The organism is Marinifilum sp. D714, assembly GCF_030851345.1.
Classification (GTDB): Bacteria; Bacteroidota; Bacteroidia; order Bacteroidales; family Marinifilaceae; genus Marinifilum.
This window is the reverse complement of sequence record NZ_JALPNU010000018.1, coordinates 74,028-86,810: the sequence shown is the minus strand read 5'-3', so window position 1 is coordinate 86,810 and position 12,783 is coordinate 74,028. Positions and strand designations below refer to the sequence as shown.

The window sequence follows — 12,783 nt, the reverse complement described above, 5'->3', positions numbered from 1 at the left end:
GATATACTATCTACAAAAAGTGGCACAACTTAGACCGAAATCAGTGGCACACTTTGCTCCGATATGAGTGGCATAAGTTCGAGCGATTTATCCACTAAAATTTTGGGTTTGAGGTCAAAAAATTATTGTTAACATTAAACAGCACTTGATAAGCCATAGAAACCTTTCAGGTCTGATCTAATATTTTTTCTACCTTTGCAAGCAAATTCTAAATTTAGAAATCAGCATATCATACCGATTATTAAATGAATATAGCCTTAAGTTCATTTCATTCCTTCACGCTTATCATTTATATATCGGCATGCTATCACAATAAATTTACCTTACAGGCAATATCATGCAGGAAAACAAAGCACAAGGAACCGATATCTCAACATTGGGAGAGTTTGGTTTAATCAAGCAATTGACAAAGGGCATCGAGATAAAAAATAGCAGTACAAAAGTTGGTGTTGGCGACGACGCTGCAGTACTGGATTATCAGAACAAAAAGACAGTTGTGACTACCGATTTGTTGGTAGAGGGAATCCATTTCGATTTAATGTACACGCCATTAAAACACTTGGGATACAAGAGTATTGCCGTAAATGTTTCTGACGTGTATGCCATGAATGCTTGCCCAAAGCAGGTTACTGTTTCCATTGCCATTTCGAAGCGCTTTACCGTTGAAGCCATTGAAGAAATTTACGATGGCATTCGTTTGGCCTGCGAAAATTACAATGTCGACCTGGTTGGTGGCGATACTACATCTTCTTTAACTGGTTTGTGCATTTCTGTAACAGCCATTGGCGAAGCTGAAGAAAATGAATTGACTTACCGAAGTGGTGCTAAAGTGAACGACCTAATCTGCGTAAGCGGAAATTTAGGTGCTGCCTATGCTGGCTTGCAATTGTTGGAGCGCGAAAAAGCAATTTTCGAAAATAATCCAAACATGCAGCCTGATTTATCGGGTCACGATTACATTTTGGAACGCCAGCTGAAACCTGAGGCCAGAAAAGACATCTACGAAAGATTAAAAGAAGCCCAAATTGTTCCAACTTCTATGATTGATGTTTCCGATGGATTGTCATCGGAATTGATGCACATTTGTGAGGAATCGAAAGTGGGCTGCCAGATTTACGAAGAGAAAATTCCTGTAGATTACGAAACTCATAAAATGGCCGAAGAGCTAAATATGAACTACAGTACTTTCTCGCTAAATGGAGGTGAAGATTACGAGCTGCTATTTACGGTTCCGTTGGATAAATTCGATGATGTTGAGAAAATTGAAGATGTAAAAGTAATCGGCCACATTACCGAAGCATCGAAAGGCATTTATTTGATGACTCGCGATAATACTGAGATTGCTTTACAGGCTCAAGGTTGGAATCCTTTGAAGGAGGAGAAATAAATAAAAGTAACAACACATAAATGTAGCCCCAAGTAAATATCTTGGGGTTGCTTTTTCCATATCCTTTAATCGCAAAGGCAAGCTTTTATTGTTTTTTTAAGCTCAAATAACTATTGATAAAATCCTTAGGATCTTTTTTTATCAAATTCACCAACTCTTTCCTGCCCAGTTCTTCGTCTATGGTTCTTGCCATCAAGGCACCTACTCTATACCACAACCTCTTCCCATTTGAAAGAGATGCAATCAATTTCCAATCACTGTCTTTAAAATCTCTATCAGGTTGATTAAAAAAGTGGTAATAGATTTGAAAATACTCCTTTTCTAAATTCTGCATCATCAAGGAATCATTCAAACAAACATAGTCAGCATCGGATTTCATGGCATTTTCTTTTAATCTTACTTTTAGTGGAACATAGGTAGCCATACCCTCTAATTGTGTTGCCAAAGCTATAAAATCAATTGCATCTGAATATTTCTTTAAATCTAAATGAGGCATGGGTTTATTGCTACATTCAAAAAAACCTGCATGATGCAGCTCATGTAGCATATAATATCGAATTTCACCAGTTTGACTTAAGTAGTGTGAATGAGCAAGATTGACACTTGCATTTTTACCGTATACAACCCCCAAATCGTAACCGTAAGTAAAAAACAAGCTCCCTGTAAATTGGAATTCATCTGGCAAAAACTCTTTACATCGCTCATAAATGAAATTATCATGCAATACCTGTTCTTTTGCATTCTTCAGATTTCGTTTAAATCGATCCAGCTTTAATCTTTCTTTATCCAAAGGATGGAGTAAATATTCAACCAACTCCCTATTCGAAGATTTAGGCACATTATAATTGAACTTCTTGGCATGATTCATAATATGATCTACAGCCTCTAATCGAGATATTTTAGCTAAAATACATGTGTCGCCAGTTTCGAGATATCGAATCGCCATCTCAGCAAAAGAGAAATCATATTTTAACTGTCCTTTCTGAATAATGGAATTCTTATCACAAAATGCATTTGAACATACAATCAATAGCAGTGTTAGAATTAAAAATTTTCTCATTCTGTTTATCTGATTTTTTCATTTTAAGACGCCCCGTAAAATAAATCGGTTACACATATTCAGAACAAAAAAAGGTGAGACCCTCATACGAAGATCTCACCTTTTTAAATATCCTAGCTGTTGTATAATTTACTCAGGGAAGTATCCTCTCATGATACCACGCTTAGAGTTCTTCACAAACAGAATAATTTCGTCACGCTCTGGTGAAGCAGGCATTTCAGCTTCGATAGCTTCCAATGCTGTAAAGTTGTTCATACCTTTTTGGTACAAGTAACGGTATACATCCTGAATTTCGCGGATCTTTTCGTTACCAAACTCGCGACGACGCAAACCAATTGAGTTTACACCGATGTATGAAACCGGCTCGCGACCAGCTTTTACATATGGAGGAATATCTTTACGTACCAAAGATCCACCCGATACCATAACGTGAGAACCAATGTGCACAAACTGGTGAACAGCTACCAAACCACTTAAAATTGCAAAGTCGTCGATTACAACCTCACCTGCAATCTGAGTTGCATTACCAATGATACAGTTGTTACCCACAATACTATCGTGTGCAATGTGTACGTAAGCCATTAAAAGACAGTTGCTACCAACAATGGTTTTGCCTTTAGCTGCAGTACCACGGTTAATGGTCACACACTCACGAATGGTTGTGTTATCTCCAATTTCAACAGTAGTTTTCTCACCACGGAATTTTAAATCCTGTGGAGTAGCACCAATTACTGCTCCAGGAAATACATTACAGTTTTTACCAATTCTGGTTCCTTCCATAATGGTTGCATTAGAACCAATTCTGGTACCCTCTTCAATTACTACATCCTTATCGATAGTTACGAATGGCTCAATCACTACATTATCAGCGATTTTTGCCTCGGGATGTACATATGCTAACGGTTGCTTCATTTTTTTATTTGTTACGTGTTACACAAACTTCGACCACACCCGAAGTTTGCCTTGTAGTAGTTAAATTTTATTTGTTCTTTGCGATTTGAGCCATAAACTCACCTTCAGCAACAACTGTATCGCCAACAAATGCTAAACCGCGCATGTTAGCAACTCCCCTACGAATTGGTGACAAAAATTGCAATTTAAAAATCAGAGTATCTCCAGGAACAACTTTCTTTCTAAACTTGATGTTGTTCTGAGTTAAGAAGTAAGTAGAATAGTTTTCAGGGTCTTCTACCTGACTTAACACCAGGATACCACCACATTGCGCCATCGCCTCTACCATAAGAACACCTGGCATTACTGGTTCTCCTGGGAAGTGTCCTACGAAGAAAGGTTCGTTCATAGAAACATTCTTTACACCTACAATTGTATCATCCTGGATGTCGATAATTTTATCAACCAATAAGAATGGAGGACGGTGAGGTAACAATTTCATTACCCCGTTAATGTCTAAAACAGGCTCTTTGTTTGGATCATAAGCCGGAACTGAATCTTTTCCCATTTCTTTTTTTATTCGTTTGATTAATAATTTTGCCATTTGGGTATTTGGGCCGTGACCAGGACAAGAAGCAATTACTTTTCCTTTGATGAACTTACCACACAAAGCAAGGTCACCAATCACGTCTAATAGTTTGTGTCGAGCACATTCATTTTGAAAGTAAAGTTCCAGATTACTTAAAATCCCCTCCTTTACTTCTACACGCTGATGGTCAAATAGGTCGGCAATACGATCCAACTCTTTTTGTTCCATCATTTGGTCCATAATAACAATCGCGTTATCAAGATCTCCTCCTTTAACCAAATTGTTATTCAATAAAAATTCCAATTCGCGTACAAAAACAAAGGTACGACACATCGAAATTTCATCTTTATAATCATTCAATGATGTCAATCGTGCATACTGATTACTCAACACTTTCGAGTCGAATGAAATCATGGTATCCACACTATATTCACTATCTGGAAGGATTGTTAATTCCGAACCACGAGCTTCATCTTTGTAAACAATTGGTTCTTTAACAACATAGTATTCACGCTTCGCCTCCTGCTCAACAATTCCTACACTTTCAATTCCTTCTACATAGAATTTTGCACTTCCGTCTAAAATTGGAGGCTCTGGAGAATTCATCTCAATCATACAGTTGTCAACCCCCATTCCGTACAATGCCGATAAAGCATGCTCGATGGTTTGTACTTTGCATTCTCCTTTTTCAAGAACAGTTCCTCTTGATGTATCCCCTACGTATTCAGCACTTGCATCAATTACAGGTTCTCCTTCAAGGTCCACTCTCTTGAACTTGTATCCATGATTTTCAGGAGCAGGTACAAACTTGATTGATACTTCCAATCCAGTATGCAGTCCTTTTCCTGTTAAAGTAAATTCTTTCGCTAATGTTCTCTGCTTATCAGCCATAAACTTTCAATATTTTTTCTGTTTCCGGAAAATGGAATCTCCTATTTTTCCTCTTCCAGCTTCTTTACTTGCTTCTCTAGATCCATAATCTGCTCTCTCATCTTGGGCAGATTTTTAAACAGCACATATGATTTTTGATATGGTCCGAATTCAAAAGCAGGTGATCCCTGAAGAACCTCTCCTTTTTTCTTGATATTTCTTCCAATACCCGATTGTGCAGCAATCTTCACTTCATCAGCAATCGACAAGTGACCAGCAATTCCAACCTGACCACCAAACATACAATGTTCGCCAACCTTAGAACTTCCTGCAATACCTGTTTGCGATGCAATTACAGTATTTTCACCAATCTCAACATTATGAGCAACCTGAATCAGGTTATCCAACTTCACTCCTTTACGGATAATAGTTGATCCCATGGTTGCACGGTCAACACAAGTGTTAGCACCAATCTCAACATGATCTTCTAAAATCACATTACCAACCTGTGGAACTTTCTTGTAATCATTCGCTGATGAAGGTGCAAAACCGAAACCATCAGCTCCAATTACCGAACCTGAATGAACGATACAATCTTTACCGATTTTACAGTTTTCATACACCTTAACTCCTGAGTTCAGAATGGTATTGTCACCAATAATTACATTATCACCTATATATGTGTGCGGATAAATTTTTACGTTATCACCAATTTTTACATTGCTGCCAATGTATGCAAATGCACCAACATAAATTTTATCTCCAATGGTAGCAGATTTACTTACAAAAGAAGGCTCTTCGATACCCACTTTTTGCGGTTTGCTCTGCTCATACATTTCCAACAACTGGGCCAAAGCCTGGTAAGCATCTTCTACGCGAATTAAAGTAGCTTTTACTTCTTGAGCTGCTTTAAAATCTTTGTTCACTAAAACAATAGAAGAGTTTGTTGTGTAGATATGATGTTCGTACTTGGGATTTGCCAAAAAAGAAAGAGTTCCCGGTTTACCTTCCTCAATACGAGATACATTGTTTACGGCAACTGACCCGTCACCATCAACTTCACCGTTTAGAAACTCTGCAATATCTTGCGCTGTAAAATTCATTTGTTCTGGTTTTATATCAGATAACAAGCTCTTTTTATTAATAAGAAAACTCGTTTTTTATTGAGCACACATCGTCCAATATATCTGATTAATACGAAAAAAATTTCTGCAAATCTAACAATTATTTCATGCACATAAAATTTTTTTGCTTTTCAGACCCCATCACAAATTTACTTTCTTTTGATTATCTAACAGTTATAAGGTTCAAATTAAACATTACAGAATCTTAATTTTTGGGTAACACAAGTAGAACTTTTTAACCGTTTTCGAAAGCACATCAATGTTCATCATATCCGATGCTTCTGCAATATCGCAAACTGATCCATCCTTATGAAGGATGTTGATGTGATCTTCAGAAGTATAAGCATTGTTGCTGATCATCCCATTAATCACAATAAAATCCAGAGCATGTTCAGAGCAACCGAAATATTCCTTAATCCCTGATCTTACTTTATGGATATAGGCCTGCGAAAATGGTTTTTTCTGTATTTCAATTTTAAACAACTGACGATCTCGTATGCACCTGCATAAATAAGCTAGAACTTTATCCGAATGATTCGACCACACCTTAATTGATACCATGATATCATCATCATCCAAAGCTGCAAAAATATCTAATGCATTTTTTCCATCGAGCAAAGGAGCTTCACTTTCGAAGGCCTTAATTCCTATTTTGTTGTAAAGAAAATATCGTAAGGCTGGGGTTGCAAATAAATCCTCGCCTCGCTCAGCCAAATATTTTGCACGCTTTAATATATATACCAACATCTCTTCCGCAGCAATTACTGTTTTGTGCAAATAAACCTGCCAATACATCAACCTGCGAGCAATTAAAAATTTCTCAATAGAATAAATTCCCTTCTCCTCCACTACCAAATTATCACTCCGAACATCCAACATTTTAATGATCCTGGCCGAGCCAACAACCCCTTCGGTAACTCCTGAGAAAAAACTATCTCTCCTCAAGTAATCCAGGCGATCCATATCAAGCTGGCTAGAAACCAACTGATTTAGAAACCTTTTGGGATACTCGTTTTTAAAAATTTGAATTGCTGTATCCAATTCTCCTTCGAACTGTTTATTTAAACGACTCATAAACAGCTCCGAAAGTTTTTCATGAGTTATGCCATTTACAATACTGTATTCTAAAGCATGCGAGAAAGGACCATGACCAATATCGTGCAATAAAATGGCTGCATGAACGGCTTCTGCTTCCTTTTCTGTAATTTCGTTGCCTTTTGATCGCAATACCTCAATGGCCATACCCATTAAATGGGTAGCGCCCAAAGCATGCTGAAAACGATTTTGAAAAGCTCCAGGAAAAACCAAATAAGTCAACCCCAATTGTTTAATTCTTCTCAGTCGCTGAAAATAGTGGTGCTCCACCAACTCGTGTGATATCCCTATAGGGATATGAATAAAACCATGCACTGGATCGTTTACAATCTTTTTCTTAGGAGTAAATTGTTCTGACATAAACAGATGGATATTGGTTGTAAACAAATGTATAAAAACCCATTATAAAAGCCTATACATGAGAAATTCAATAATTAGTTTTCTTTTTTGAAATACCAATCACAGAATCTCTTCAATTTGATAATTATTTATCGGACTGTTCATTATAGATTTTTAATCCGTTGGATTTGATAATAATTAGCAATAAAATATCAAAAAAATTTTCTTTAGCAGTTAGAATACAATAATTTAGAGGAATGTCATTTGTTTTTTAAAACATTTATCTCTAATTTTGCATCGAAAAGTAAGAATAACGTGTACTTTAGGGGGCAGGAAGTCCCCTATTTTATTGACATTAACCGATATATGATTGATAAAAGAATTGTACTTGAAATTGTTGAGAAAGAAATTGCCGACACAGATTTGTTCGTCGTGGAGGTTACTGTTTCTACAAGTAATGCAATTTCAGTAATGATTGATAGTATGAAAGGTGTGCCAATTAACACCTGTATTGAGTTAAGTCGTGCAATCGAAAAGAACTTTGACCGCGATGTTGAAGACTTTGAACTTCAGGTAGCTTCAGCAGGAATTGGTCAACCCTTTCAAGTAATTCAACAATACCACAAAAACATTGGGAAAGAAGTTGAAGTACTTACCACCGAAGGTGTAAAACACAAAGGAAATTTAATCACCGTAGGTGAAAACGAGATAGAAATTGAAGTTGAAGAGAAAGTAAAAGTTGAAGGTAAAAAGAAAAAACAAATTGTTGTTAATACCTACCGTTTTGCTTTTGATCAAATTAAATCAACAAAAGATATCATTACTTTTTAACAAGTAAACAGCTGAATAACATGAATCTTATTGAGACTTTTTCAGAATTTAAAGAATTGAAAAACATCGATCGTGCTACCATGATGAGTGTTTTGGAAGATGTATTTAGAAATCTTCTTTTAAAGAACTATGGTACCGATGAAAATTTCGATATTATTATCAACCCAGACAAAGGTGACCTTGAAATCTGGAGAAACCGTGAAGTAGTTGCGGATGGAGAAGTAGAAGATTCAAATCTTCAGATTTCTCTTTCGGAAGCTAAGAAGATTGATGAAGATTATGAACTTGGCGAAGAGGTAACCGACGAGGTGAAATTCCTTGACTTTGGAAGACGTTCTATTTTAACATTGCGTCAGAACCTTTCGGCTAGAATTTTAGAATTAGAGAAAGATAATATCTTTAATAATTATAAGGACAGAATTGGTGAAATTGTAACTGGTGAAGTTTACCAAATCTGGAAAAAGGAAATCTTGATTTTGGATGACGAAGGAAATGAATTGATCCTTCCAAAAACAGAACAAATCCCTTCTGACTACTTCCGTAAAGGAGAGTCAATTAGAGCTGTTGTAATTCGTGTAGAGGTGAAAAACAATAGTCCTCTAATTATTATTTCAAGAACTTCTCCAGTATTCCTTGAGAGATTATTTGAGCTTGAGGTTCCTGAAATCTTTGATGGATTGATTACCATCAAGAAAATCGTTCGCATACCTGGTGAAAGAGCAAAAGTTGCTGTTGAATCGTATGACGAAAGAATTGATCCGGTTGGAGCATGTGTTGGTATGAAAGGTTCAAGAATTCACGGTATCGTTCGTGAGTTAAGAAACGAAAATATTGACGTGATCAACTTCACTGCCAATAAGCAATTATATATCACAAGAGCTCTTAACCCTGCAAAAATATCTTCTATCCAAATTAATGAAGAAGATGCTCGCGCAGATGTTTATCTGAATCCAGAAGAAGTATCATTGGCAATTGGTAAAGGAGGTTTAAATATTAAACTTGCGAGTCAATTAACAGGATACGAAATTGATGTATATCGTGAGAAAACAGAGGAAGAAGCTGAGGAAGATGTAAATCTTTCAGAATTTACCGACGAAATCGAAGCTTGGATTATCGATGAGTTAAAGAAAATTGGTTGCGATACCGCAAGAAGCGTATTGGAACTATCAGCTGAAGAACTAGAGAAAAGAACTGATCTTGAAATAGAGACTATTAACGAAATTTTAGATATTTTTAGATCCGAATTTGAATAGTCGGATTTTTAAGGACAGTTCCTCACAAATTATTGAAAACGGCACATTTTAACAGTTAACTTCAAAATATGGCAAAAGTCAATAAAAATAAAAGACTTAGTAAACTAGCAAGAGAATTCAATGTTGGGATATCTACTATTGTCGATTTTCTGAATAAAAAAGGTATTGAGATTGATTCAAATCCAAATACCAAAGTTTCAGATGACGCTTATGATATTCTGGCAAAAGAGTATAGCTCTGATTTGAACCTTAAGAAAGAATCGGAGAAAGTAAATTTGAAAAGTACCCGAGAAAAGAAAGAAACTGTTTCTATCGATCCGAAATCGGAAGAAGGTACAAAAGAAGCAACTGTTGAAAAAACTGAAGAAGAAGCTCCGGCAAAAAAACCTGTTAAAGTTGTAGGTAAAATCGATTTAGATGCATTGAAACCGAAAGCAAAACAGGAAAAGCCAGAAAAAACAGAAGATAAAGCTCCTTCGAAACCTGAAGAGAAGCCTGCCAAAGCAGAAGCTCCTAAGGTTGAGGAAAAACCTCAGACCGTTAAAAAAGAAGTAACTGAAAAACCATCAGAGCCGGCTACGCCTGCTAAAGATGCTCAAACTGTTAAAATGGAAAGCCCTAAAAAAGAGGAAGCAGCTCAAACCGAAAAACAAGAAAATAAGGAAGAGCTTAAAGTAGTAGGGAAAATTGATTTAGATTCTTTAAATCAGAAAACAAGACCTGCTAAAAAGACAAAAGCGGAGAAAGAAGTGGAGAGAAGAGAAAAGCAAAAGTCAGCTCCTCAACAAAAGCAACCTGCTAAGGAACAATCTACTGAGCCAGAAGCTCAAGAAAAAACAGTAGAAAAAGAAGAAATTTTTAAATCTTCTACTCAGAAACTTTCTGGTCCTACTGTTATTGGAAAAATTGAATTGCCTGTAGAGAAAAAGTCTACCAACAAAGACAAGCAAGGTAACCAACAACGTAAGAAACGCAAAAGAATTAAAAAGGATAGCGAAAAAGTTAACGTTGGAAATCAGCAAGGCGGTCAACAAGGAAGACAGCAAGGTGGCCAGCAAGGAAAACAACAAGGTGGTCAGCAAGGCAGACAACAAGGAAAACAGCAAGGAGCTCAAGCTAACAAGTTCAAAAAACTGAAGAAGAAAAAAGCAGTTAAGAAAGAGGTTAGCGAAGAAGATGTACAAAAGCAAATTAAAGATACACTTGCAAGATTAACTTCGAAAGGTGGTAAGTCGAAAGGTTCGAAGCACCGTCGTGAGAAGAGAGAACAGGCAAGTGCTAAGCAAGCTGAATTGGCTGAACAGGCTGCAGCAGAAAAGAATGTATTGAAGTTGACCGAGTTCGTTACTGTAAACGAATTGGCAACAATGATGGAAGTTCCTGTAACCAATATTATTGCAACTTGTATGGGACTTGGTTTATTCGTGTCGATCAACCAGAGATTGGATGCTGAAACCATTGCCATTGTTGCGGATGAATTTGGATACAAAGCAGAATTCGTAAGTGTTGAACTTCAAGAATCTATTGAAGAAGAAGAAGACAAAGAGGAAGATTTGGTTGAACGTCCACCGATTGTAACAGTAATGGGTCACGTTGACCACGGTAAAACTTCCCTTTTGGACTACATTCGTCATGCTAACGTAATTGCCGGAGAGGCCGGAGGTATTACTCAGCACATTGGTGCATACAATGTATCATTGGACGATGGAAGAAAGATTACTTTCCTTGATACTCCAGGTCACGAAGCCTTTACGGCGATGCGTGCTCGTGGTGCTCAAGTAACCGATATTGCAATTATTATTGTTGCTGCTGATGATAACGTGATGCCACAGACAATTGAGGCAATCAACCACGCAAGTGCAGCAGGTGTACCAATTGTATTTGCAATCAACAAAATTGATAAGCCGGGAGCTGATCCTGAGAGAATCAAAGGTGAATTGGCTAACATGAACTATTTGGTTGAAGACTGGGGTGGTAAATATCAGTGTCAGGAAATTTCAGCAAAGAACGGTATCAATATTGAAGACTTATTGGAAAAAGTATTGCTTGAAGCTGAGTTATTGGAAGCTAAAGCAAATCCAAATAAACGTGCAGTTGGTTCTGTAATCGAATCATCTCTTGATAAAGGTCGTGGTTACGTTACAACTTTATTGGTACAAGCAGGTACTTTGAAAGTTGGTGATGTATTACTTGCAGGTAGCTACACAGGTCACGTTAAAGCTATGTTTAACGAACGTGGCAACAAGATTGACGCTGTTGGGCCATCAGAACCAGCATTGATTCTTGGTTTGAATGGTGCTCCACAGGCTGGTGACAACTTCAACGTAATGGAAAGTGAGAAGGAAGCTCGTAACATTGCTAACAAACGTGAGCAATTACAGCGTGAGCAAGGTCTTCGTACTCAGAAGCACATTACTCTTGACGAGATTGGTCGTCGTATTGCAATCGGAAACTTCCAGGAGTTGAACGTGATTGTGAAAGGTGACGTGGATGGATCTATCGAAGCACTTTCTGACTCATTGATCAAGCTTTCTACTGAAGAAATTCAGGTGAATGTAATTCACAAGGCTGTAGGTCAGATCTCAGAATCTGATGTAATGCTTGCAACTGCTTCGAACGCAATTATTGTTGGTTTCCAGGTACGTCCTTCAGTTGGAGCACGTAGATTGGCAGAGAAAGAAGAGATCGATATCCGTCTGTACTCAATTATCTACGATGCAATCGAAGAGTTGAAATCAGCAATGGAAGGTATGCTTTCTCCTGAAATTAAAGAAGAAATTGTAGCAACTGTTGAGGTACTTGAAACATTCAAAATCTCTAAGGTTGGTACCATTGCCGGATGTATCGTTCGTGATGGTAAGATCAAGCGTAGCTCTAAGATCCGCCTGATTCGCGACGGTATTGTAATCTATACCGGAGAACTTGGTTCGTTGAAACGTTTCAAAGACGATGCGAAAGAAGTTGTGAAAGGTTACGAATGTGGTTTGAATATCGACAAGTACAACGATATCAAAGTTGGCGATATGGTTGAAGCATTCGAAGAAGTAGAGGTTAAGAAGAAATTGTAAAAAACAATTCCTATCATATAGAAAAGCAGTCCAAATTGGACTGCTTTTTTTGTTTAAGTATTCTCCTCAATTGGTTGAAGAGGTCATTTACTCAACAAAGTTCCTCCTCAACTGACTGATCAGATCGTTTTCCCAAAAAAGAAGCTCCTCAAATGGCTGAGCATATCATTTTCCAAAAAAATTAGTTCCTCAATTGGCTGAGCATATCTTTTTCCGAAAAAAGAAGTCCCTCAACTGGCTGAGGAAATCCTTTTTTCAAAAAAGTAACTCCTCAAT

At 37.2% G+C, this 12,783-nt stretch carries 9 protein-coding genes; 4 read left to right on the top strand and 5 right to left on the bottom strand.

What is annotated here, in order from left to right:
* The first annotated feature begins 337 nt into the window (after positions 1 to 337).
* Positions 338 to 1,387, top strand: coding sequence for a thiamine-phosphate kinase (thiL, locus tag M0051_RS15010; protein ID WP_306742317.1), 1,050 nt, complete (start codon positions 338 to 340; stop codon positions 1,385 to 1,387).
* An 85-nt stretch (positions 1,388 to 1,472) separates the two neighbouring features.
* Here the strand turns inward: thiL and M0051_RS15005 are convergent, their stop codons facing one another.
* The 5 genes from M0051_RS15005 to M0051_RS14985 all read right to left on the bottom strand — a co-directional run bounded on the left by M0051_RS15005 (position 1,473) and on the right by M0051_RS14985 (position 7,376).
* On the bottom strand, positions 1,473 to 2,447 hold the full coding sequence (locus tag M0051_RS15005) for a DUF5700 domain-containing putative Zn-dependent protease (RefSeq protein WP_306742316.1): 975 nt from the start codon (positions 2,445 to 2,447) through the stop codon (positions 1,473 to 1,475).
* 129 nt (positions 2,448 to 2,576) lie between these two features.
* A complete protein-coding gene (lpxA, locus tag M0051_RS15000; RefSeq protein ID WP_306742315.1) occupies positions 2,577 to 3,359 on the bottom strand; it encodes an acyl-ACP--UDP-N-acetylglucosamine O-acyltransferase in 783 nt (260 codons plus the stop codon).
* A 67-nt stretch (positions 3,360 to 3,426) separates the two neighbouring features.
* Positions 3,427 to 4,818: a bifunctional UDP-3-O-[3-hydroxymyristoyl] N-acetylglucosamine deacetylase/3-hydroxyacyl-ACP dehydratase gene (locus M0051_RS14995; protein ID WP_306742314.1), complete on the bottom strand. Its 1,392-nt coding sequence runs from the start codon at positions 4,816 to 4,818 to the stop codon at positions 3,427 to 3,429.
* 41 nt (positions 4,819 to 4,859) lie between these two features.
* On the bottom strand, positions 4,860 to 5,900 hold the full coding sequence (gene lpxD / locus M0051_RS14990; protein WP_306742313.1) for a UDP-3-O-(3-hydroxymyristoyl)glucosamine N-acyltransferase: 1,041 nt from the start codon (positions 5,898 to 5,900) through the stop codon (positions 4,860 to 4,862).
* Between the two features lie 216 nt (positions 5,901 to 6,116).
* Positions 6,117 to 7,376 (bottom strand): HD domain-containing protein, encoded by a 1,260-nt coding sequence (locus M0051_RS14985; protein ID WP_306742312.1) that lies wholly within the window; start codon positions 7,374 to 7,376, stop codon positions 6,117 to 6,119.
* 345 nt (positions 7,377 to 7,721) lie between these two features.
* Here M0051_RS14985 and rimP point away from each other — a divergent pair, with 345 nt between their 5' ends.
* The 3 genes from rimP (at position 7,722) to infB (ending at position 12,507) form a co-directional block, all read left to right on the top strand.
* Positions 7,722 to 8,186: a ribosome assembly cofactor RimP gene (gene rimP / locus M0051_RS14980; RefSeq protein ID WP_306742311.1), complete on the top strand. Its 465-nt coding sequence runs from the start codon at positions 7,722 to 7,724 to the stop codon at positions 8,184 to 8,186.
* 11 nt (positions 8,187 to 8,197) lie between these two features.
* Entirely contained in the window at positions 8,198 to 9,439 is a 1,242-nt protein-coding gene (gene nusA / locus M0051_RS14975; protein ID WP_306742318.1) for a transcription termination factor NusA, read from the top strand.
* Positions 9,440 to 9,507: 68 nt separating this feature from the next.
* Entirely contained in the window at positions 9,508 to 12,507 is a 3,000-nt protein-coding gene (gene infB, locus M0051_RS14970; RefSeq protein ID WP_306742310.1) for a translation initiation factor IF-2, read from the top strand.
* Positions 12,508 to 12,783 lie beyond the last annotated feature (276 nt).